This is a genomic window from Gordonia sp. OPL2, from assembly GCF_003797825.1.
In the GTDB taxonomy this organism is placed as follows: domain Bacteria; phylum Actinomycetota; class Actinomycetes; order Mycobacteriales; family Mycobacteriaceae; genus Gordonia.
This window is the reverse complement of sequence record NZ_RKME01000022.1, coordinates 42,415-65,171: the sequence shown is the minus strand read 5'-3', so window position 1 is coordinate 65,171 and position 22,757 is coordinate 42,415. Positions and strand designations below refer to the sequence as shown.

Sequence of the window (22,757 nt, the reverse complement as noted above, 5' to 3'; positions counted from 1 at the left end):
ACAGAGACTTCATTCAATGAGAAGTCAACTGTGCGCGCCGAGCGTGCGAGAGATGGTGCGCGCCGTCGTCATCAGCGCACCGATGTACTGGCGGCGGTTCTCGCTGACCGCAGGGACCACAAGGCACAGGGCAGCGACGACGTCCCCTGTGCTGCCGCGGACCGGGACGCCGACTCCGGTCGACCCGAGCGTGATCATCTGCTCGGCGACAACGTATCCCTGGCGGCGGATGTCGGCGAGTAGGCGGCGCAGGTCGCGGGGGTCGGTGATCGTGTACGGGGTGTACCGCGCAAGGTGACCGGCGAGTACAGACTCCTGCACGTCGACCGCGGCGTTTGCCAACAAGACGAGGCCCGCCGAGGTGGCGTGGATAGGTAGCCTCCCGGCGATACGCGTGTCGTTGTGCACAGCGGTGCGCGCGGAAAGCCGCTCGATATAGAGAACGTCGGTGCCCTCGAGCACCCCGAGCTGCGTATGGTGGCGCACCACCGCGTGCAGGTCTTCCATCGCCGGCATCGCCGCCTCCCGCAGGTCGAGCGCCCGCGATGAGCGCGACGCCCACTCCCACATCTGGACGCCCATCCGGACCCGGCGGTCCGCGGCCCGTTCCAGAACCCCCAGCTCGATGAGCTCGCCGACCAGCCGGTGCGCGGTGGCGATCGGCAGGTCGGCGCCACGCGCGATCTCCGCGACCGTGAGTGCCGGGGAGCCGGCAGTGAACAGCCGCAGGATGCGGACGGCACGCTCTAGTACCGACTCTCCGCTCGGTGACCGCGCCATCGGTCTATCCTCCCGCGTATGACACCGCCAGACTCGCGGTTGATCAGTTGCCCAGTTTGGCCAGAGGCAGGTGCGCGGTCTCCCGGCAGAAGTACACCGCCACGGCGGAGATCACGCCGCACCCGGCGGTGAAGACGGCGACCGGAACCCACCCCATAGATCCCGCACCCATCAGGGCATATCCGATGGTCGGGGAGAACCCCGCAAGCAGAAGGCCGATCTGGCTGGCGACTGCGAATCCCGAGAACCGGACCCGCGCCGAGAACTGCTCCGAGAAGAAGGCGGGCCACAGCGCGTTCATCCCCGAGTACGCGACGCCCAGCAGCACCGCGCCGGTCACGAAGATCGTCACCAGGTTCTGCGTGGAGATCGCACCGAAGTACACGAACACCAGCACCGAGCTGCTCAACGCACCTGTGATCCACACCGGGCGTCGGCCTATGCGGTCCGAGAGCGCCGCCACGAGTGGGATACACAACACCGCGGCGACATTCGACATCACCGACACCCACAACATCGTCGTACGCCCCAAGCCCACGGCGTCGGATGTGGCGTACGCCAGACCGAATACCCCCATCACGGTCTGGAACACGGCGAACAGCGACGCCAGGGTCACACGTACGACATCGCGCCATTGGCGACGAAACAGTTCGACCACAGGTAGGGCGGGCGGCTCATCGGTCTTGGTCTCTGCGACGAAAACCGGGGTTTCATCAAGCCGGGTGCGGATCACGAAAGCCAGGACCAGGACCACAAAGCCGGTCCAGAACGGAACCCGCCAGCCCCAGCTCATCAGCTCCTCCCTCGGCAGAGCGGCGACCGGGACGAACACCAGATTCGCCAGGACGATGCCGCCCATGCAGCCCGACATGGTGAAGCTCGCGAACAGTCCGCGACGGCCCTCGGGTGCGTGCTCTATGGTCAATGTCGATGCACCAGCGGCTTCGCCGCCGGCCGAGAAGCCCTGCACCATCCGGCACAGGACGAGCAACGCGGGGGCCACCCATCCGACTGCCGCGTAGGTGGGCAGGAAGCCGACCGCGAGGCTGGACAACCCCATCAGCGTCAGAGTGATGATCAGAGTTCGCTTGCGACCCAGCCTGTCCCCGAAATGGCCGAGCACCAGCCCGCCCAGGGGGCGCGCGACGTATCCGATCCCGAAAGTGGCGAGCGAGCCGATGGTCGCCACGGTCGGATCACCGGTGGGGAAGAAGAGCGTCGGGAACACAAGCGCTGCCGCGGACCCGTAGATGAAGAAGTCGTAGTACTCGAGCATGCTTCCCAGGAACGCGGCGAGCGCGGCACGGCGGCCTTGGTTCGACGACGGTGCGGGTGTCGTGGCGGGCGGGCGAGTCGGGATGGGTGTCGTGGTCACTGCGGCCTCTCCAGTCGGTCGGACGAGGCCAATACGACCCCGTGGTCGACGATCTTGTGATCGGCGACACACGGTGCGCTACCCATACTCCACTGGATGAGAAACTGTCTGTCATCTTTTCGCAGTGATCATCTCTGACCATCACCGACCGGCGACGCTCATGCAGGCGAGGGTGCAAGCGAGGCGGGACTCGAAGCGTCTCGTGCGTTCATCGGGTGCGGAGTGGGGAGTGGCTCAGAGTCGGGCGACGTGTGACCGTCCGTCTTCGGCGCGAGACCGCGATGGATTAATTCGCACGGAGGCGCGCTGCCGCATACCGGAATACGCACTGATGCAACGGTGGATCGACTGGGATTGAACTGACCGCCGGGGTGCACGCAGACGGTTTCGGTCGCGCACGACCGTCGACGCGAGGAACAGCGCGGCGCTGACTCAATGCCGTGGATCACTCGTTGGTGCTGGGTATCAGGCGCTCTGGCTTCGGCGATGGTGGAGCCGATGACGGGAATCGAACCCGCGTATTCAGCTTGGGAAGCTGATGTTCTGCCATTGAACTACATCGGCGTGCAAGGCGCTGACCTCGCGATCGACAGCCTAGCAAACCTCTGGCGTTGCACAGCCGCAGAGGCCGACTCAGCGAGTCCGTCGCGAAAACCTACCAGTTGGTTTGGCAAAACCTACCGGCTGGTTTAATCTGGTCCCTGTGAGTCCAGTAGAACCGTCGACTGCCAAGGGTGCCGCAACGCGCGCGAGACTGCTCGAGGTCGCCGCCCGAATCTTCGCCGAGAAGGGCTACGCCGCAACCAAGTTCAGCGAACTCATCGCTGAATCGGGCCTGACCAAGGGCGCGTTCTACTTCTACTTCCCGTCGAAGTCCGCGCTCGCCCGAGCCGTCATCGACGACCAAGAGCGTCGCTGGGTCGCCGAGGTTCAGCAGCGAGTGCTCTCGCACGATAGCCCGACCGAACAACTCGCCGACGTGATGCCGGCGATGCTGGAACTCCTCGACCGCGAGCCGGGGGCCTGGAGTGTCGTCCGACTCGTGCGAGAACTCGGCGCGGACGGCACGACGTCCGGCGACGTCGTCAAACCCATGGATGCGTGGATCGGCCTGGTCGCCGGGATCATCCGCGACGGCCAGAGTTCCCGCGAGTTCCGAGCCGATCTCGACGCCGACGGACTGGCGAGTGTTCTCGTCGGTGCGTTCGACGGCATCAAGGGACTCGTCGACGCCACGCCGTCGGATCACCGCGGACGGCGGCTCGCGCAGTACGCGGACATCCTCGCCGACATCGCGTTCGCAGGCCTCGGCATCCTGTCCCATCCGAGTGCGCGCTGATCATCATCCGACAACCGAGGAGCCATCATGGAATTCCGACAGAAGACCGCACTGATCACCGGAGCCAGTGGTGGCATCGGTGCCGAGTTCGCACGAACACTCGCCGCCCGCGGCGCCGACGTCATCCTGGTCGCCCGCAGTGAAGGCAAACTGACGGCTGTCGCCGACGACCTGCGTACCCGCCACGGGATCCGGGCCGAGGTGATCACCGCCGATCTCTCGATCCCCGGTGCCGCCGACAGTCTCGTCGCCGACGTCGAGGCGCGCGGACTCGACGTCGACATCCTCATCAACAACGCCGGATTCGGAACGCACGGCGACCTCGTCGACGTCGACCCCGCGCGGATCCGGGAGGAGGTGTCGCTCAACGTCGGCGCACTCACCGACCTCACCACCGTCTATCTGAAGCGGTTGGCGCAGAAGCGTTCCGGCGCCATCATCAATGTCGCCAGCACGGCGGGGTTCCAGCCGGTGCCGCACATGGCCGTCTACGCGGCGACCAAGGCCTACGTCCTGTCGCTGAGTGAGGCACTGTGGTGGGAGGGCAAGCAGAACGGGGTGAAGGTGCTCGCACTGTGTCCGGGTGCGACCGACACCGAGTTCTTCGACATCGCCGGGTCCGACGATGCCGCCGTCGGCTCACGGCGAACCACCCAGCAGGTCGTCGACACCGCACTCGCTGCGCTCGAGGCGGGCAAGCCGAGCGTGATCGACGGCGCGCAGAACCGGATCAGTGCCATCGCTAGCCGTTTCGCGCCACGGCGTGTCGTGATCGCGATCGCCGAGCGTGCGGTGCGGCCGAAGAAAGGGTGAGGGGCCCTTCGTGACGCCCGCTCGTACCTCGCGGGCTCCTCAGGGGCCAGTGCCTTGCGGCCCGCTCACCACCGCGCCGCCGACACCGGGACACGCTTCGCCGACGGCGGGGTCGGAGTGGGGCGCTTGTCCTCGGCGAGACACATCGACCGAAGAACGTTGTGGTACACCACGAGTCCGTACAGATTCGGCGCGCCGACGATGCCCGTGGTGCGCGGGATCATGCCGGCGGTGATGCCGGCATCGGGGAACAGGTCGGCGAGAAGAGCGGCCGACGGGTCGGTTCCGCCCTCCTGCCAGGCCAATTCGACGACATGCGCGGCGAGGGCATACGCGTAGTAGGCGGCGGTGAGCGTCTTGGTCACCGACAGCGATGAGAGTGGAACGGTCCGGCCGAAATCCGCTCCCTGCCCGCGGTTGTGGTTCAGCCCTATCGCGATGTCGAGGGGTGCGCCGCCGACGTAGGGGATGAGCGCCCCGATCTGTGAGATCGCGTACTCGGGAGTCGAGAAGTCGGCCGGATCGGCCGGGATGAGATTGTCGGTGACCCGGGTGTGGCGCATCCAGTTCTGCACCTGATCGGCGGCGGCTCCGATCCGGCGGTCCGTTGCGCGGTCGGCGGTGATCGACTGCAGATACGAGGACGTGCGGGACGCGATGCGTGACAATGGGAGTCCGCCGATCGGCGGGCAGGTCTGTGCATCGGCCACATCGACCTGTCGGGCGATGTCACGGACGATACCCGGCACCGCACCGGCGAACCGCAGATCCTTCACCGCCTTGCCGGCGTTCTCCTTCTGTGAACGGGTCACCGACACGACACATGACTCGACAAGCGCACTGCTGATCGCCTGATAGAGCTGGGTTGCGGCGAACACTCCGAGAAGAATCGGCAGAGTCAGCAATGTCCCGACGGTGATCGGGCCCGCGACGGTCGCGATCGACGGAACGGTGCGCCGTACGACGGTGAGCGGAACCATCACCGTCACATACAGATACAGCCAGACGGTCTCGACGGCTTGTGCGACCGTCAGGTTCTCGACCGGGATCGCCTCCGCGTCGCGACCCTCGCGGACGCCTACCAGCTGGGAGACGATCCACTGGGAGATGGGGTCCCGGTAGGTCATGATCGGGTCTTTGTCGTCGGCGCCGAGATCGTACGGATGGTTGGAGACGGCGAGCGAGGAGATCCGCATGCCCTGCATTTCGCGGTGCGCGCGGGCGCGGATCGTCGGCGCCTGCTTCTTGATCTCTGACGGCAACATCGGCAGAAGCGAATCGAAGATGGCGTCGTAGACGGCGCCGAAGGTGGCGAACCGCGATCCGACGCACTCTCGTGGTTCGCCGTCCGACGGGTGAGCGGACTGGCCCGGCGCCTGCGGGGCGGCAGTCGCAACTGCACCGATGCCGCGCTCGCCGCCGAACGACGTCACCACCGCCAGCACGAGTCCGACGGCGACGATCGCCACGCGCCGACGTCGTCGTCGAGCACGGTCGACGAAATTCTGGACACGCTCGGCGGAATTCAGGGCACGATCGGCGGGGGTTTCACCCGCGACCGCATCCGCTCGACCGCGGACACTCGCACCACGGCGCGCACCTGCCCGTCGTCGTGCATCAGCGCGTCGTACTCCAGCACCCTGATCAGCACAGCCGAATCCCCGCATCCGTCCCCGACTTCCCCCGGTCTCCTGCACGTCACACCGCGATCACGCGCGTATCACGGGGGACACTAGAACACCGTCGGCCCGATTGACCATGGTTCGGATCAATTCGCATCTGGCTCGACAGATCGCGGTCACCCGCTGTTCATCGGGTCCGGTCGATTAACCTCACAGGCGTGCTGCTCTCCGATCGCGACATCCGTTCCGAGATCGCCGACGGGCGATTGGCCCTGGACCCGTTCGACCCGACGCTGGTGCAGCCGTCGAGCGTGGACGTGCGGCTCGACCGTCTGTTCCGCGTCTTCAACAACACCCGCTACACCCACATCGACCCGGCGCAGCGACAGGACGAACTGACGTCCCTCGTCGAGCCGACCGAGGGGGAACCGTTCGTGCTGCATCCGGGGGAGTTCGTCCTCGGGTCGACGCTCGAGGTGTGCACGCTGCCCGACGACCTGGCCGGCCGACTCGAGGGCAAGTCGTCGCTGGGACGCCTGGGCCTGCTTACCCACTCGACCGCGGGATTCATCGATCCCGGGTTCTCCGGCCACATCACGCTGGAACTGTCGAACGTGGCCAACCTCCCGATCACGTTGTGGCCGGGGATGAAGATCGGGCAGCTGTGCCTGATTCGGCTGTCCAGCCCGGCCGAACACCCGTACGGCAGCGATTCCGTCGGGTCCAAATACCAGGGTCAGCGCGGTCCGACGCCGTCGAAGGCGTACCTGAACTTCATCCGCCCGTAGGTCGCCGACGGTCGTGGGGCGATCTCGATATGCCACTCACTCCGTTCGCGGCTACTCGATCGGCGAGGCTGGTTCGCGCCGCGTTCACGTTCTCCGGACCGGTGTTCACCCGATCGATCGGGACGTGACACGTCGTCGTTGACCGGTGGCAGTACTCCGCGCGTAGTCACTTCAGACATGAAGCTCACTGTGATCGGATGCGGATACCTCGGCGCGACCCACGCCGCGTGCATGGCCGAACTCGGTCATGACGTTCTCGGCGTCGACGTCGATGCGGACAAGGTCGCCCGGCTGCAAGCCGGCGAGGTGCCGTTCTTCGAGCCGGGACTGTCCGACGTGCTGCGCCGCAACCTCGCCGCCGGCCGACTGCGCTTCACGACCGACCACCGCGACGCCGCCGACTTCGCGTCGGTGCACTTCCTCGGCGTCGGCACACCGCAACAGCGACGCGGCTACGCCGTGGACCTGTCGCACGTCGAGTCCGCCGTCGATGCCCTGGCCCCGCTGCTGCGTGGCGAGCACCTGATCATCGGGAAGTCGACCGTACCGGTGGGCACCGCCGCCGCTCTCGCCCAGCGGATGGCCGTGCTCACCGCCCCCGGCACCCGCGTCACGCTGGCGTGGAGCCCGGAGTTCTTGCGCGAAGGTTTCGCCGTCGAGGACACGCTCGAGCCCGACCGGCTGGTCGTCGGTACCGATCCGGACGCCGACGACACCGCCGCCGACGAGGTGATCGCGGAGATCTACCGCGAGATCCTCGAGACCGGAGTGCCTTTCGTGCGGACCGACTGGGCCACCGCCGAGTTGGTCAAGGTGTCCGCGAATGCCTTTCTCGCCACCAAGATCTCGTTCATCAACGCGATCAGCGAGATCTGCGAGAACGTCGGCGCCGATGTGTCGACCCTGGCCGACGCCATCGGCTACGACGGACGCATCGGGCGCCGATTCCTCAACGCCGGACTGGGTTTCGGTGGCGGATGCCTACCGAAGGACATCCGCGGATTCATGGCCCGGGCCGACGAAGTCGGTGCCACCCAAGCGCTCCGCTTCCTGCGTGAGGTCGATTCGATCAACACCCGCCGCCGCGGCGCGATGGTCGATCTGGTGACCGACGCGGTCGGTGGCGATGTCCTCGGCACCAACATCGCGATCCTGGGCGCCGCCTTCAAACCCGAGAGCGACGATGTGCGTGACTCTCCGGCGCTCAACGTCGCTGGACAGCTGGCGCTGCGCGGAGCGTCGGTGACCGTCTTCGATCCCAAGGCATCGCTGAACTCACGCCGCATGTTCCCGATGCTGAGCTACGCACAGAGTGCGCGCGAGGCCTGCGGGGCGGCCGACGCCGTCGTCGTGGCCACCGAATGGGCCGAGTTCGTCCACATGGCCCCAGAGGAACTGGCGGACGTCGTGCGCGCTCGGGTGATCGTCGACGGCCGCCGCTGCCTCGACGCCACCGCGTGGCGAGCAGCAGGGTGGGAGTTCCACGCCATCGGCGGACCGATGCGGGACCGGCCGAACGTCGGCCCGACACCGCGGGTCCGTCCCGACGTCGCGTTGCCGCAGGTGGAGACGGTCGCCACGCCCCCGTCCCGCTGACGTCGTGTTAGTGTCGTGCGTCCGGCCTTCGGAGACGAAAGGCTGGGCGGGGGACGCACTCGGGGGAGTTGCGAGACACGCAGACGCAGGCCAGGCGCAGGACACCGAATCGGATGACAGACGACGCGACGGATCGCGGTCGCTCGGCAGAGCCCACGACCGACGTTGATGCGCGCCTGATCGATGCCACGTTCCTGGGTGATGTCGCAGCCCGTCAACTGGCTCGGGAGATCCCCGCCGACCATCCGTTCCTGCTCCTGGAACTCGCCGACGATGCTCTGCGCCTGAGCATCGTCGACCCGCGGTTCGAGGCGATGATGGGAATCCGGAGCGACCCCGGAATCAGGCCGGCTGTCATCGACCGGCTGCTCGCCGATCATCTCGTTCGCACGGGCCGGGTCGAACAGCCGACGAACGAGGCGTGGACTGCCGAACTTTTCGATCTCGCCTCGCGTGGCCGCCGACGTCTCGCCACCGCCGACGGCACCTTCATCATGGGACGCGAACACGTGAAGTTCTTCCGGGTGGCCCTTCGCGACATCGACGAGGCGACCTCGGCGATCGCGGCCGGCCTCGTCCGGCAGTGCCGCGAGGTGGTCGCCGACGCGTCGGGTCCCATCAGTTCGCTCGTCCTCGCCCCCGGCCACGACGTCTGGCCCGGCCTGGCGGCGACCCTCGGCCGGACCGCATCTCTGCCGGTCGTCGCCGTGGATTCCCCCGCGCCCGCCGCCGACGACGACAAGGTGCCGAACCGGCACGACTCCGGTGTGGAGCCGCCGATCGCCGAACCGCCCACCGTCGGACCGCCCATCGGGCAATCACCCATCCTCCAACCACCCACCCCCGCGCCTCCGTCCTTCGTCGACCGGGAGAGCGCGGCTCCGGAGCCCGAGGCCCTCGACGAGGCCTCTCAACCCAGTCACTCGGGTGATTTCCCTGCTGCACAACCCGATTCGTCGCCGATGCCGACCATCGGATCGTCGACGGTCCGCGCCTCGACGCCGGTCGAGCTGATCCCTCCGCTCGACCTCATCCCGCCGATGGACCCCGACTGGCCCGTCGACGACCCGCTGTCGGAGAACACCCGGCCGGTGTCCGAACCGCTGCGCTTCGACGAGCCGATCGCCATGCCGCCGCGGCCGTACGAGCCCGTGTACGGTGCGGGACCGGTCGATCCGATGTTCGATCCCGTCGGACAGCCGGCGCCGTTCGGAACGTCCGCCGACGCCGACGGACCCGACGACCATGCAGCTCCCGACGACGGGCCCAGATCGCTTGTCATCGGTGCCATGCCGGACGGGACGCCGACTGCCCGGCGCTCCTACGAACCTCGCGAGTGGGAGCTCGATCCGGTCTTCACGCCGCCGACCACGCGCTCTCGGTCATCGGTGCGCACCCGGCGGATCGTCGGGGTGATCGTCGCGGCGTGCGCGATCATCGGGATCGGTGTCGCGGCGGCCGTCGCGGTCACCGGCACGGACGAACCACCCCGTCCGGCCGATGTCGCCGTCGGTGAGACGAGTACGGAGCAGCGTCCGTCGTATGCCGATCCCGCGGACTTCGCCGAGGCCCGGGTTCCCGCCGCGCGATATGTACCGCCGCCACCGCCGCCTCCACCGCCGACGTCGGAGGAATCCGCGGATGAGCCTACGCAGCAGCAGAATCGGCCGCGCCCGCGGCCACGGCCCCGTCAACGTACGATCCCGAATCCGATCCCGGGCCTGCCTCCGATCGTCCTGCCCGGCTGAGGGGACGCGGAACCGTCGGCACGCGGATCCGGCGGGGGCCCTTCGTGACACTTCGCTATCGCTTCGTTCCTCAGGGACCGGGGCGCATTTCGCTATCGCTTCGTTCCTCAGGGACCGGGGCGCACGTCGCTGTCGCTTCGTTCCTCAGGGGCCGGGGCGCACGTCGCTATCGCTTCGTTCCTCAGGGACCGGGTGAGAGGAGGCGGAACCGTCAGTCGGCGGGCTTCTCCGCCGCCGACTGCCGAGCGCGTCCGAGGTACTCGCTCAGCTGCCGGGCCAGGTCGCGGTCGAGGGCGCGGTCGAGTGCGTTGTGCGCCGACACCGATCCCGCTCGCCGGAGTTCGCCGAGCAACTCGGTGGCCCACTCGGATTCGGCGGGGGTCTGCGGAATCCAGCCGTCCTCATGGCCTTCGGTGATGGCGCGACGTCCCGCCGAGATGACGACCTCGGCCACCGCGGCCATCTCGCGGTCGAACCGTCCGTGCACATCCAGGATGCCGCTCAGCGGGAGCCCGAGTTTGACGAGCCGTCCATACGCCGACACCGTCTCCTGATCGAGGATCGTGTAGGTGTCGGGATTGTCGTCGGCGCCCTTCGGCTCGATCAGCCCGAACTCGATGAGCCGTTCGAAGTGTGCCGGATTCCCGGAGTTCAGCAACCCCTTCAGATCATCGGCCGAGATCGTCGTCGACGTCGCGGTCGACCAGGGCTCGGACACGATCTCTTCCAGGCCCAAGACCTCGGCCAGGTTGTCGCCACGTTGGATTCCCGAGAGGAACTCGCCGATGTGCCGGATCGTGAAGCCGCGTTTGAGCAGATCGTTGATGACCTTGAGGCGGGCGAGGTGGGTGTCGGTGTAGATCGCGATGCGTCCACGACGGACCGGGCGGGGGAGTAGCCCGCGGTCCTGATAGCCACGCACGTTGCGGGTCGTCGTGCCCGCTGCCCGTGCCAGATCGTCGATCCGGTATTCGGTCACCGCGACATTGTTTCAGATGGCCACCGCCCGTCGGGTCAGGCCGCGATTCCTCGCTCGATCAGGGTGAGCAACTGTTCGTAGTTGTCGGCGGGAGCGATCGTGGGTGGATGGGGAGCGAGCAACTCGAGACTGACGGCGCCGTGTACGCACGCCCAGACCTGCCCGGCCAGCGCATACGGCTCACCGTCCATGATGTGCCGCGCCGCCTGTCCGTACCGGATGATGTCGACGAGGACTTCGAACGCACCGGCCGCCACCTCGTCGTCGGGATGGCACTCGGTCGAGAACATCAGCTCGTACATCGTCGGACTGGCGATCGCGAAGAGTCGGTACTGCCTCCCGCTGCTGAGCAGGCGCGCCGATGCGTCGGCATCGGTGGCCGCGATCCGGGTGGCAAGTTCCCGGAACCCGTCGGTGACGACGGCGTTGAGCAGGCCTTCTTTGCCGTCGAAGTGGTTGTAGACGCCCATCGGGGCGACGCCCGCCTCGGTGGCCACCGCGCGCACGGTGAGTGCGGCGGCCCCCTTCTTCTCGAGAAGCCGACGACCCGCCGCGACGAGATTCGCGCGGACCTCGGTCGCGGGTGTTCGGGTGCTCTTTGCCGGTGACACGTTGACAACTGTACTGGCACGGCGTTCTACTTGAGTAGAACAACGTACTACAACGGTGTGACGACGTTCCACGAACAACACTCGAAGGAGAAGGTCATGAGAACCCGTTGGCTCGCGCTCGCGGCGCTGTGCTTCGCCGAATTACTTGTCATGGTCGACAACACGATCGTCAACGTCGCGCTGCCCACGATGGCGCGCGACCTCGGAGCAGGGACCTCCGGACTGCAATGGATCGTCGACGCCTACACGCTCGTCTTCGCCGGTCTGCTGCTCACCGGCGGCTACCTCGGCGACCGTTTCGGTCACCGCCGGATGTTGCTCGGTGGCATCGTCGGCTTCGCGTCGGTGTCCGTGCTGGCCGCTTCGTCGCAGACCCTCGGGCAATTGATCGCCACCCGCGGCGGTCTCGGATTGTTCGCGGCGCTGGTCTTCCCCGCGACGCTGGCGATCATCACCACCGTGTTCACCGAACCGAAGCAGCGTGCCGCCGCGGTCGGCGTCTGGGCCGCGACCTCGGGCGTCGCGGTCGCGATCGGGCCGGTGCTCGGCGGGTGGCTGCTCGAGCACTACTCGTGGTCCTCGGTGTTCTGGGTCAACCTGCCGATGGCCGTCATCGCCGTTGTCGCGATCGCGCTGGTCGTGCCGGGCACCCGACCGGAAGCGGTGTCGCGCTTCGACTCCGTGGGATTGGTGCTGTCGGTGATCGGCCTCGGCCTGCTGACGTACTCGGTGATCGAGGGACCGCACTTCGGCTGGACCGATCCCCGCACCCTGGGTGGTCTCGGCGTCGCGATCGTCGCGCTGGGACTGTTCGCATGGCGAGAGCTGACCATCGAGCACCCGATCCTCGACATCCGACTGTTCGCGAACCGGCACTTCGCGGCAGCCGCCGGGATGATCAGCGTCGCATTCTTCGCTCTCTTCGGGTTCATCTTCCTGATCACCCAGTTCTTCCAGGCGGTCAAGGGCTATGGACCGTTGGAGGCCGGACTGCGGACGTTGCCGTTCGCCGTCGTGATGGCTGTCTTCTCGCCGGTGGCGATGGCCCTCTCCCACCGGTTCGGCGCGCGTGTCGTCGCCGTGTTCGGCGCGCTCCTGATGTCCGGCGGATTCGCGCTCGTCGAGGTGTCGTCGCGCATGTCGGGGTACTGGGAACTGATCATCTGGTCGATGTCGTTGATGGCGATGGGATTGGCCTTCATCTCCGGACCGTGCACCCAACTGATCATGGACGCCCTGCGTCCCGAACAGGCCGGTGCGGGTTCCGCCGTCAACGACACCACGCGTGAGATCGGCGGCACCCTGGGCGTCGCCGTGCTCGGTTCCGTGCTGACCTCGGTGTACACCAGCGGTGTCGGGGATCGGCTTGCCGCGCTGGGTGTCCCGCAGTCGGCCGCCGGTATCGCCGAGGACTCGGTCATGGCCGGAGTCGAGGTGGCCCGACGCGCACCCGCGGCCGTGTCGGATCAGCTGCGGATCGCGGTGCAGGACGTCTTCGTCGAGGGGCTGCACAGCGCGGTCTGGGTGGCCGTCGCCGTCACCGGCGTCGCCGCACTGGCGGCTGCCTACTTCCTGCGCGGTACCGTCGGCGGGCATGTCGCGGAGGCGGGTTCGGCCGACGCCGCCGCCGACAGCACGCTAGAGGTCGACGGTGAGGTGGTCACCCTCCGCCCGTGAGACGCAGGTCAGGAAGCAGCCCGCGGCGCGCTCCGGCTCGGTGAGGATGTTGTCGCGGTGATCGATGTCGCCCGACAGCGTCCTCACCTTGCACGTGCCGCAGAAACCCTGCTGACAGGAATACGGAACCGACGGAAAGACTTTCCGGATCGCGGCGAGTGCCGTTTCGTCCGCGGCCACCTCGATCTGCTGTCCTGTCGACGCCAGGGTGACGGTGAACGGCGACCCGTTCTCGACCGGCGGCGGGCTGAATCGTTCGTAGTGCAGCTCGATGTCGGGGCGATCGGCCAGATGGCGGCGGAGCCTCTCCAACATGGGCACCGGGCCACAGCAGTACACGGCCAGACCGGCAGGTGCGCGGCCGGTCTCGGGGTCAGCAGGGCCGAGGAGCTCCTCCATCGTCGGCAGGCCTGCCGGCCGCCCGGAGCTGTCATCGGCATCGTCGGTGCGAATCGTCACCTTGTCGCCGTACTGTGCGACCTCGTCGCGGAACGGGATCGATTCCGCGGAGCGACCGGTGTAGATCATCGACCAGTCCAGCCCGAACCGGTCGGCGGCGGCGAGCATCGGCAGGATCGGGGTGATCCCGATGCCGGCCGCGATGAATCGGACCGATCGTGCGCGCGAGCCATGTCCGGGCACCGCCAGCGGAAAGGCGTTGCGCGGTCCCTTGATCGACACGAGATCACCGATCGCGAGGTCGTCGTGCACCTCGACGGAGCCACCCCCACCGTCCGGTATCCGTCGTACGGCGATGCGGTAGGTGTGTCGGTCGGCGGGGTCTCCGCACAGGGAGTACTCACGCATGCGACCCGACGGCAGCAGAAGATCGAGGTGCGCGCCCGGATGCCATCGGGCGAGTATCCCGCCGTCCGGTGCGGCGAACGTCAGCGCGATGACGTGCTCGTCGGCGGCGACGACCGTTCGTTCGACGAGTCGCACGGTGGTCACGCCGTCGTCGAGGGCGGTGTCGTGCAACGGGGCCAACGGCCGCCAGAACGGCCACCACATCTTCGCGATTGCGGTGCCGACGGTCAGGAACGGGTCGTGTCGCCATCGGCCGTGCAGATGTGGTGGAGGAGAGAGCATCTCCGTGGTGTGGGGATGTGCGCGTTGATTCATCGGCTGTCTCGTCAGTTCGCGTTGCGAGCCGCCGGTGACGCCGCGAGGTAGGCGACGGCCTGGGCGGTGCTGCCGATCTCGTTCGGATGGAAGCCGGGCCGGAAGTAGCTGAACGTCGCGAAGACGATGTGCCGCATCTTCGGCAGCACCCCGGCGCGCACGCCGCGGAAGTAGTGGTACTGCTGCGCAAACCAGTTGTGCCGTATCGAGGAATCCTGCGCCATGATGAACCGGAAACCTCGGTTGATGAGGAAGAGCAGGATCGGCAGCACGACCAGCATCGCTCGGCCGCGGCGTAGGTAGCTGTCGCCGAAGTAGACCGCGACCTCATGGGCGACTGCTCGATGCTCGACTTCCTCGGCGCCGTGCCAGGTGAACAGGTCGGTCATCGTCGGATCGGCGCCGGACGCGACCCAGGTGTTGTTGAGGGCGAAGTCGCCGAGGATCGCGGTGTAGTGCTCGAGCGCCGCGATCAGCCACAGACGTTCGACGAGATGCTTCTGGCGCGCAGCCGGAGTGCCCGTCTGCATGGGACCGAGGACCTTGCGGAAGATCCATTCCATCTGCCGCAGATACGGGTTCGGATCGATCCCGTGGTGCTCCAGGAACTCCCACAGCACGTGGTCGTGTGCCTCAGCATGCATGGCCTCCTGGCCGATGAAGCCACGCATCGTGGCCGCGAGTTCGTCGTCGCGGACCAACGGCAGTGCCTCGTTGTAGGTCTGGACGAACCATCGCTCGCCCTCGGGCAGCAGGAGGTTCAGCACGCTGATGAAGTTCGACGGCACGGCGTGACCGGGAATCCAGTGCAGCGGCACATCGCTCCAGTCGAAGGCGACGTTGCGGGCGTGCAGCTCCACGGGCCCGGGATCGGATCCGTCGAGGTCCCGGGGCTCACGTGCGTCGTTGATCGGGTGGCCGTGCTCGGTATGGGCGGTCGCGGACATTCCTCGACTCCTCTCAGTGACACTCCACTAGCGGGTGACCTTCTGTCGGGCCGCGAACCGCGACAACCAGGGGGTGAATCGGTAGATGCGGTAGCCCACCTTGGCTTCTGTGGTCACCGGTACGACGGCCTTGTTGCGAATGATCGCGCGCACGATGTCGCGGGCGACGCGATCCGGGGTGAAGCCTCGACGCTGATAGAAGCGATTCATCCGATCACGTTCGGATGCCTCGGTTTCGGTGTCGAGTCCGGCGATCGGGGTGTTGCCGACGATGTTGGTGTCGACGATGCCCGGGCAGATGGCGCTGACGCCGATGCGGTGCTCGGCCAACTCGGCGCGCAGCGACTCGGAGAACAACAGGACGCCTGCCTTCGAGGCCGAGTAGAGGCCGAGCGAGCGCTGCGGGGTGAACGCGGCAGCCGACGCGACGTTGACGATGTGGCCACCGACCCCACGCTCCACCATCTGCCGCCCGAACGAACGGCTGCCGGAGATGACACCCCGCAGATTGACGTCGAGGAGACGATCGACCTGTTCGTCGGTGGCGTCGAGAGCTCCACCGGCCAAACCGATCCCGGCGTTGTTGACGACGATGTCGGCGACGCCGTGGCGGTCGCGAACCGTGTCGGCGAACGTCGTGACCGCGGCGGTGTCGGAGACGTCGACGGTATAGGTGGAGGCCTGGACGCCGAAGGTCTTGCTCTCGCGTGCCGTGTCGTCGGCGGCGTCGAGGTCGATGTCGGCGAGGACCAGCTCGCAGCCCTGCTCGGCGAGCGCGAGCGCGGTGTCGCGACCGATTCCGCTCCCGGCCCCGGTGATGACGGCGAGCTTGCCCGACAACGGCTTCGGTGTGCCGAAGACACGTGCGCGATCGAATCGCGCCGCACTGTCGGCCGTTCCGGCCTGACCGGCGATGAAATCGCGCGCGGTGCGGGCAAGATAGTCGGGATTGGTGTACGGCAGCCAGTGCCCGGTCGGAGTGCTGCGTCGCCACAGCCGCTGGGTGTGACGATGTGTGTCGTCGAAGATGGCGGGGCGCAACGCGATATCGCGCTCGTTGACGATCTCGAGGACCGGTACGTGTGTGTCCTTGGTGGTCGGCCGCCGCAACTTGGTGCGAATGTTGGCGCGGTACAGACGAAGTCCGGAGATCATGTCGTCACGCAGCGTGTCGCCGACGACGACGTTCTCGCGGGGCGTGCCCTCGACCAGGTGAAGGAACTCCCGCCACACCGCCGGTGACCCCGCCGCGCCGAAGAACAGTCGCGGCAGCACCGGCAGTTGGAAGAACACCGTGTAGGCCGACGACGCCACCTGCGACGCAGCACGTCCCACGTTGCGCGGCGTCGGACGCGACAGGGTGCCGCGCGCCCACTGCGCGAGATGATCGAGGTTCGGGCCGGATACCGAGACGAACGACGCGATCCGGCTCTCCGCACCCGGACGGGTGACGGCCTCCCAGGCCTGCACCGATCCCCAGTCGTGTGCGACGACGTGGACCGGCTGATCGGGGCTGATCGCCTCGGCGACGGCGAAGATGTCGTCGGCGAGCAGTTCGAGACGGTACGGTTCGTCGCCGTCGGGACGGTCGCTCTCCCCGAAGCCGCGGCAGTCGTAGGAGACGACCCGGAACTCCTCGGCGAGGACCGGCGCCACATGGGTCCACAGATGATGGCTGTCGGGCCATCCGTGGATCAACAAGACGGTCGGTCGGGGCGTCGACCCCGCTAATCCCGGATCGGCCCCCACCTCGAAAACGGCCAGGCGGACCCCGCCGTTGCTGACCACGCTCTTATGCCAATCGACCATGTGACTCCCCTTCGAGACGATCGAATGGGGTTAGACGTTACCAAGCGTCACATGAATTGACCAGGGTGTCCGTGACTCGACGTCACGTGTAGTTGGGGAGGGGTGCGATCACTGCCGGTAGGAGGACAGGAAGTTCCCGATGCGTTCGACGGCGTTCTCCAGGTCACGGCCCCAGGGCAGGGTGACGATCCGGAAATGGTTGTGGTCGGTGAGGTTGAAGCCGGTGCCTTGGACCACCAGGATCTTCTCCTGCAAGAGGAGGTCCTGGACGAACAGTTCGTCGTTGTGGATCTCGTGCACGTTGGGGTCGAGGCGGGGGAATGCATAGAGCGCGCCCATCGGCTTCACACAGCTGACCCCGGGGATCTGGTTGAGTTTCTCCCAGGTGACGTTGCGCTGCTCGTACAGTCGCCCGCCGGGCGCGACGAGGGCGTCGATGCTCTGATAGCCGCCCAGCGCGACCTGGATGGCGTGCTGCCCCGGCACATTTGCGCACAATCGTGTCGATGCCAGGATTCCGAGACCTTCGATGAAGCCCTTCGCGTGGTCCTTCGGGCCCGTCAGGACCAGCCATCCGGCGCGGTAGCCGCACACGCGGTACGCCTTGGAGAGGCCGTTGAAGGTGATGCACAGGAGATCCGGGGCCAGCGAGGCGACGCTGGTGTGCACGGCATCGTCGTAGAGGATCTTGTCGTAGATCTCGTCGGCCAGGATCAGCAACGAGTGCTGGCGGGCGAGTTCGACGAGCTGTTCGAGCACCTCACGTGAGTAGACGGCGCCCGTGGGATTGTTCGGATTGATGATGACGATCGCCTTGGTGCGGTCGGTGATCTTCGACGCGATGTCGGCGATGTCGGGGTTCCAGTCGTTGTCCTCGTCGCAGCGGTAGTGCACCGCGCGCCCGCCCGACAGCGCGGTCATCGCCGTCCAGAGCGGGTAGTCGGGGGCTGGGATCAACACCTCGTCGCCGTCGTTCAGCAGCGACTGCATGGTCATCGTGATCAGTTCGGACACCCCGTTGCCGAGGATCACGTCGTCGACGTCGAAGTAGGGGAAGTCGATCAGCTCGTATCGCGTGACCACCGCTCGCCGCGCCGACAGCACGCCCGCCGACTCCGAATACCCCTGCGAGTAGGGCAGCGCGTGGATCATGTCCCGCATGATCACGTCGGGTGCCTCGAACCCGAACAGTGCCGGATTGCCGATGTTGAGCTTCATGATCCGGTGGCCATCGGCCTCCAGGCGCGCCGCATGCGCGTGCACCGGCCCCCTGATCTCGTAGCACACGTTCTGCAGCTTCTGTGACTGCTCGAGTGGCTTGAGGTTCTGGTTCAGGTGCGATACGTACGGTCTACTCACGAGTTCAATTGTGACAGGACACGGCAAGCAGGTTTTGGCGACTCCGCCGACCGATCACTCCGAAGTGCTGCAACACCCCTCGACGACAACACCACCTCGGTTCGAAACCGAGGTGGTGTTGTGGAGTGAGGGTGAGGTTTTCAAGCGGTCGGTCCGTGCACCGGATGTCGGCGCACGAACCTGCCGATCAGGAGTGCCCGGGCCGCTTCTTCCCGGCCGCGATACCGAAACCCTTCGCTTTCGAGGCGCCGGCCTCCGAGATCGTCTTCGCGGCCGACCCGTTCGACGATCCGTTCGGCGACGGCGCAGGCGCGTCGTCGGCGGCCGGGGCCGTGTCGGTCTCCGTGGTCGACTCGGCCTCTGCCGGCTCCGACTGCTCTGCCGGCTCCGACTGCTCTGCCGGCTCGGTCGGTGTCGACTCGGGCGCCTCCGGACTCGTCTCCGACGAGGTCTCCGCAGCCGTCCCCGACGCATCCGCCGACGACGCCTCCGACTCGTCGGCAGGTGCCGTGCTCTCGCTCGGCGCCGGAGCAGCGGCCTTCGCCGGTGCGGCCTTGCCGATCCCGCCCGGGCGCTTCTTGCCGGCGGACATGCCGAATCCCTTGGCCTTGCCAGGGGTGGCTTCCGTCGATGCCGAGGCCGCAGATGCTGCCTCGGTGGCGCCCTCCGTCGACTCCGTCGTGGAGACCGAACCGCCCTCGTCAGGAGCCTCCTGCGTCGCCGACGACTCGGCGTCGGCGGATTCGGTTGCCTCCGGACCGGATTCCGCCGGGGCGGACGCTGCGGCCGCAGGCTTCGGCGCCGACGACCCGATCCCGCCGGGGCGCTTCTTGCCGGCCGACATGCCGAATCCCTTGGCCTTGCCGGGCGTGGCCTCCGTCGATGCTGCCGCGGTCGTTGCGGCGGCAGCGGGCGCGCTCGGAGCGGGATCGCTCGTCGGCTCGGATTCGCTCGGCGCGGAATCGGATTCGGCCGGGGTCTCGGACGGTGCCGAGGCAGCCGGCTTGGCCGCCGACGACCCGACGCCACCGGGGCGCTTCTTGCCCGCGGCCATGCCGAATCCCTTGGCCTTGCCGGCCTTGGCCTCCGTGGCGGCCGGGGCCGACGACTCGGTGTCGGCGGTCGGGGCCGCTTCGGGCGCGGACTCGGTCTCGGCGACCTGGTTCTCGGCCGGAGCCGTCACGCCCGCGTCGGACGCGGCCGCGTTGGGCTTCGCCGCCCCGGGCTTCTTGGCCTTGCTGCCCATGCCGAATCCCTTGGCGGCGGGCTTCTTCTCGGCCGCCGGGGCGGACTCGGCAGCGGATTCGACTGCGGCCGACGACTCGGCCTCGGCGGGGGCGGGAGCAGCCGATCCGGCGGACGCCGCGCCCGGCTTCTTGGCCTTGCCCATGCCGAATCCCTTGGCAGCGGGCTTCTTCTCGGCGGGTGCCGACTCACTGGGCGCGGACTCCGCAGGTGTCGACTCGGCGGGGGCATCCGTCTTCGCCGTCGCGCCGGGCTTCTTCCCGCCCTTCATGCCCAGGCCGACCTTCGGCTTCGGCTTTGCCTCGGTCGTCGTCGCCGATGCCGCGGTGGCCGCGGGCTCCGGCTCCTTCTCTTCGGCAGCCGCGGGTTCGGGCTCGCTGACGGTCGGCACTGACGCCGGACCGAGGAAGCGGCCGCCGCGCTGGACCTCGGGGGCGCCACGACGGACCGACTCGAGCAGCAGCTGAGCGACGTCGACGACCTCGATCTTGCCTTCCTGCTCGGTGTTCGCCGTCCGCGCGGTCACGCCGTCGGTCAGCATCACGCGGCAGAACGGGCAGCCGGTGGCCACCTTCTGCGGCGTGTCCCCGTTGGGTGTTCCCAGGGTGTCGAGCGCTTCGTCGACGCGATCGATGTTGATGCGCTTGCCGATCTGCTCTTCCATCCACATGCGGGCGCCGCCGGCGCCGCAGCACATGGACCGCTCGCCGTGGCGCGGCATCTCGGTCAGCTGCGAGCCGGACGCCGCCATCAGCTCACGCGGGGCGTCGTAGACCTTGTTGTGGCGGCCCAGATAGCAGGGGTCGTGGTAGGTGACGCCCTCGCCCAGCGGCGCGACCGGTACCAGGCGCTTCTCGCGCACCAGCCGGTTGAGCAGCTGGGTGTGGTGGACGACCTCGTACTTAGCGCCGAGTTGCGGGTACTCGTTGCCGAGTGCATTGAAGCAGTGCGCGCAGGTGACGACGATCTTCTTGCGCTGCTCGGGTGCGGTGGAGAACACCTCGCCGAGCATCTCGATGTTCTGCTGGGCCAGCATCTGGAACAGGAACTCGTTGCCCGCGCGTCGGGCGGAGTCGCCGGTACAGGTCTCGCCCTCACCGAGGACCAGGAAGTTCACCGCGGCGATGTCGAGCAGCTCGGCGACGGCCTTGGTGGTCTTCTTCGCGCGATCCTCGTAGGCGCCGGCGCAGCCGACCCAGAAGAGGTACTCGAAGCCCTCGAACGACTCGACGTCCTGGCCGAACACCGGGATCTCGATGTCCATCTCGCCGATCCAGTTGGTGCGAGCGGACGCGTTCTGGCCCCAGGGATTGCCCTTGTTCTCGAGGTTCTTGAACATGCCGGCCAGCTCGGTCGGGAAGTCCGACTCGATCAGCACCTGGTAGCGACGCATGTCCAGGATGTGGTCGACGTGCTCGATGTCGACCGGGCACTGCTCGACGCACGCACCGCACGTGGTGCAGCTCCACAGGGTCTCGGTGTCGATGACCGCACCGATCTCCTCCGGGTCGTACTGCGCCTCGGTCCCGTGGGCGTCGCTCTTCTGCGCAACGCCGCCCTTGCTCTCGCCGACCAGCTTGCGTTCGGCCTCCACCCGGGCGGACTCGGGAATGGCGTTCAGCTTGTCTTCGAGGACGTTGCCGTCGGCGTCGACCAGGCCGACCTCGTCGCCGCCCATGTCCTTGCGACCGCCGGCCATGAGGTACGGCGCCTTCGCGTTGCCGTGATCACGCAGCGAGGTGATCAGCAGCTTGGGCGACAGCGGTTTTCCGGTGTTCCACGCCGGGCACTGGCTCTGGCACCGACCGCATTCGGTACAGGTGGTGAAGTCGAGCCAGCCCTTCCACGAGAAGTCCTCGATCTTGCCCGCGCCGAACGCGTCGACGTCGGGATCGGCGGTCTCCATGTCGAGGACCTTGCCCTGGCTCATCATCGGCTTGGCCGCGCCCAGCGCGACGCCACCGTCGGCCTCACGCTTGAGATAGATGTTGAAGAACGCGGAGAACCGGTGCCAGGCCACACCCCAGTTGATGTTGTAACCGACGACGGCCAGCCACACCATGCCGCTCATCAGCTTGATCACCGCGAAGATCGACACCAGCGTCGGGGACGCCGGCAGGATCTTGGCGACCTGCATCGTGAAGAAATCGGAGTACACGTTGCTGTGGTGATACGTCGCGATCTTCGACGCCTTCACCAAGATCATGCCCAGGCCCTCGAGGAGGACGACCACCTCGACGAAGTACGCGGCGCGGAAGTTCGATCCGCTGAAACGCGACAGACGTTCGGGGACACGCGGGTGATTCTGCTGACGGATCACCATCAGCACGACGATGCCGACGACGGTGCCGATGCCGAGCAGCTCGTCCCAGAGATGCCAGATGAACCAATCGCCGAAGACGGGCCAGTGGAACTCCGGATCGATCGACTGTCCGTACGCCTCGAACCACAGCAGGAAGCCGCCGAGGAAGCCCACCATCACCAGCCAGTGCGCCCAGCCGACGGTGCGGAACTTGACCATGCGCGTGTGGGCGACGAACTCCTTGAGCATCGTCATCAGGCGCGGGATGACCGGGAAGTACCGGCCGCGGTCGACGCTCTGTCCTTGCGCCAACATCCGCAGCATCCTCCAGATCCCGCGGAAGAAGATGGCCCAGCAGAACAAACTGAGAACAGCTGCGGTGGTACCGATGGCGATCGTCGTGGCTGTCACGGCGCGTACCGGCCTTTCTCTAGGTCGTCGCCGACCCGATTTGCGCAGGGCTGATGCGCACACGGGCTGACGTGTACTACAGGTAACCGTAGTTCGTCGGGGTGCTGGAACGCTGCCAAGGATGACCTAACTAACGCTCGGTCCCCAGGGGGATGTCATGTTGATGGTACTCATCAGTAACTTACTATCGAGTCAGATGGCCTGGAGGACCGCTTCCTGTGGGAAGCATCACGA

General features: G+C 67.1%; 17 protein-coding genes and 1 tRNA gene. 6 read left to right on the top strand and 12 right to left on the bottom strand.

The window, feature by feature from the left end; all coding sequences use genetic code 11:
* Window positions 1-24 precede the first annotated feature (24 nt).
* The 3 genes from EEB19_RS18995 to EEB19_RS18985 form a co-directional block, all read right to left on the bottom strand.
* Complete coding sequence (locus tag EEB19_RS18995) at window positions 25-780, bottom strand: IclR family transcriptional regulator (protein WP_187588908.1); 756 nt, start codon at window positions 778-780, stop codon at window positions 25-27.
* A 43-nt stretch (window positions 781-823) separates the two neighbouring features.
* Complete coding sequence (locus EEB19_RS18990; RefSeq protein WP_262365786.1) at window positions 824-2,140, bottom strand: MFS transporter; 1,317 nt, start codon at window positions 2,138-2,140, stop codon at window positions 824-826.
* A gap of 505 nt (window positions 2,141-2,645) precedes the next feature.
* Window positions 2,646-2,719, bottom strand: a tRNA-Gly gene (locus EEB19_RS18985).
* A gap of 139 nt (window positions 2,720-2,858) precedes the next feature.
* Here EEB19_RS18985 and EEB19_RS18980 point away from each other — a divergent pair.
* A complete protein-coding gene (locus tag EEB19_RS18980) occupies window positions 2,859-3,494 on the top strand; it encodes a TetR/AcrR family transcriptional regulator (RefSeq protein WP_187588907.1) in 636 nt (211 codons plus the stop codon).
* Window positions 3,495-3,521: 27 nt separating this feature from the next.
* Entirely contained in the window at window positions 3,522-4,307 is a 786-nt protein-coding gene (locus EEB19_RS18975; RefSeq protein ID WP_187588906.1) for an SDR family oxidoreductase, read from the top strand.
* 65 nt (window positions 4,308-4,372) lie between these two features.
* On the opposite strand, the gene EEB19_RS18970 is transcribed toward EEB19_RS18975, so the two are convergent.
* Window positions 4,373-5,776 carry a hypothetical protein gene (locus tag EEB19_RS18970; protein WP_262365781.1) on the bottom strand — a complete coding sequence of 468 codons (1,404 nt, stop codon included), beginning with the start codon at window positions 5,774-5,776 and terminating at the stop codon, window positions 4,373-4,375.
* Between the two features lie 56 nt (window positions 5,777-5,832).
* Window positions 5,833-5,958 (bottom strand): hypothetical protein, encoded by a 126-nt coding sequence (locus EEB19_RS27025; RefSeq protein ID WP_262365780.1) that lies wholly within the window; start codon window positions 5,956-5,958, stop codon window positions 5,833-5,835.
* 189 nt (window positions 5,959-6,147) lie between these two features.
* On the opposite strand from EEB19_RS27025, the gene dcd reads away from it, so the two are divergent.
* The 3 genes from dcd (at window position 6,148) to EEB19_RS18955 (ending at window position 10,061) form a co-directional block, all read left to right on the top strand.
* Complete coding sequence (gene dcd, locus EEB19_RS18965; protein WP_187588905.1) at window positions 6,148-6,717, top strand: dCTP deaminase; 570 nt, start codon at window positions 6,148-6,150, stop codon at window positions 6,715-6,717.
* A 177-nt stretch (window positions 6,718-6,894) separates the two neighbouring features.
* Window positions 6,895-8,313, top strand: coding sequence for a UDP-glucose/GDP-mannose dehydrogenase family protein (locus EEB19_RS18960; RefSeq protein ID WP_187588904.1), 1,419 nt, complete (start codon window positions 6,895-6,897; stop codon window positions 8,311-8,313).
* A 113-nt stretch (window positions 8,314-8,426) separates the two neighbouring features.
* Window positions 8,427-10,061, top strand: coding sequence for a hypothetical protein (locus EEB19_RS18955; RefSeq protein ID WP_187588903.1), 1,635 nt, complete (start codon window positions 8,427-8,429; stop codon window positions 10,059-10,061).
* 211 nt (window positions 10,062-10,272) lie between these two features.
* Here the strand turns inward: EEB19_RS18955 and EEB19_RS18950 are convergent, their stop codons facing one another.
* Window positions 10,273-11,040 carry a MerR family transcriptional regulator gene (locus EEB19_RS18950; RefSeq protein ID WP_187588902.1) on the bottom strand — a complete coding sequence of 256 codons (768 nt, stop codon included), beginning with the start codon at window positions 11,038-11,040 and terminating at the stop codon, window positions 10,273-10,275.
* 35 nt (window positions 11,041-11,075) lie between these two features.
* Window positions 11,076-11,651: a TetR/AcrR family transcriptional regulator gene (locus EEB19_RS18945; RefSeq protein WP_187588901.1), complete on the bottom strand. Its 576-nt coding sequence runs from the start codon at window positions 11,649-11,651 to the stop codon at window positions 11,076-11,078.
* A gap of 96 nt (window positions 11,652-11,747) precedes the next feature.
* On the opposite strand from EEB19_RS18945, the gene EEB19_RS18940 reads away from it, so the two are divergent.
* Window positions 11,748-13,328 carry a DHA2 family efflux MFS transporter permease subunit gene (locus tag EEB19_RS18940; protein WP_187588900.1) on the top strand — a complete coding sequence of 527 codons (1,581 nt, stop codon included), beginning with the start codon at window positions 11,748-11,750 and terminating at the stop codon, window positions 13,326-13,328.
* Here EEB19_RS18940 and EEB19_RS18935 read toward each other — a convergent pair.
* The 5 genes from EEB19_RS18935 to EEB19_RS18915 all read right to left on the bottom strand — a co-directional run bounded on the left by EEB19_RS18935 (window position 13,290) and on the right by EEB19_RS18915 (window position 22,523).
* Window positions 13,290-14,450, bottom strand: a complete 1,161-nt coding sequence (locus EEB19_RS18935; RefSeq protein WP_187588899.1) for a PDR/VanB family oxidoreductase — start codon at window positions 14,448-14,450, stop codon at window positions 13,290-13,292. The genes EEB19_RS18940 and EEB19_RS18935 overlap by 39 nt on opposite strands.
* 11 nt (window positions 14,451-14,461) lie before the next feature.
* On the bottom strand, window positions 14,462-15,397 hold the full coding sequence (locus tag EEB19_RS18930) for a metal-dependent hydrolase (RefSeq protein ID WP_187588898.1): 936 nt from the start codon (window positions 15,395-15,397) through the stop codon (window positions 14,462-14,464).
* Between the two features lie 27 nt (window positions 15,398-15,424).
* Window positions 15,425-17,206, bottom strand: coding sequence for an SDR family oxidoreductase (locus EEB19_RS18925; protein ID WP_187588897.1), 1,782 nt, complete (start codon window positions 17,204-17,206; stop codon window positions 15,425-15,427).
* Window positions 17,207-17,314: 108 nt separating this feature from the next.
* The gene (locus EEB19_RS18920) at window positions 17,315-18,565 is read right to left on the bottom strand and encodes a pyridoxal phosphate-dependent aminotransferase (protein ID WP_187588896.1); all 1,251 of its coding nucleotides are present in this window, start codon (window positions 18,563-18,565) and stop codon (window positions 17,315-17,317) included.
* Between the two features lie 187 nt (window positions 18,566-18,752).
* Entirely contained in the window at window positions 18,753-22,523 is a 3,771-nt protein-coding gene (locus EEB19_RS18915) for a (Fe-S)-binding protein (RefSeq protein ID WP_187588895.1), read from the bottom strand.
* Window positions 22,524-22,757 lie beyond the last annotated feature (234 nt).

Bases quoted from the DNA above. Each gene is read 5' to 3' on its own strand.
- EEB19_RS18975 (WP_187588906.1), top strand. From the start codon at position 3,522: ATGGAATTCCGACAGAAGACCGCACTGATCACCGGAGCCAGTGGTGGC.
- EEB19_RS18925 (WP_187588897.1), bottom strand. From the start codon at position 17,206: ATGGTCGATTGGCATAAGAGCGTGGTCAGCAACGGCGGGGTCCGCCTG.
- EEB19_RS18955 (WP_187588903.1), top strand. From the start codon at position 8,427: ATGACAGACGACGCGACGGATCGCGGTCGCTCGGCAGAGCCCACGACC.
- EEB19_RS18995 (WP_187588908.1), bottom strand. From the start codon at position 780: ATGGCGCGGTCACCGAGCGGAGAGTCGGTACTAGAGCGTGCCGTCCGC.
- EEB19_RS18960 (WP_187588904.1), top strand. From the start codon at position 6,895: ATGAAGCTCACTGTGATCGGATGCGGATACCTCGGCGCGACCCACGCC.
- EEB19_RS18930 (WP_187588898.1), bottom strand. From the start codon at position 15,397: ATGTCCGCGACCGCCCATACCGAGCACGGCCACCCGATCAACGACGCA.
- EEB19_RS18935 (WP_187588899.1), bottom strand. From the start codon at position 14,450: ATGAATCAACGCGCACATCCCCACACCACGGAGATGCTCTCTCCTCCA.
- EEB19_RS18940 (WP_187588900.1), top strand. From the start codon at position 11,748: ATGAGAACCCGTTGGCTCGCGCTCGCGGCGCTGTGCTTCGCCGAATTA.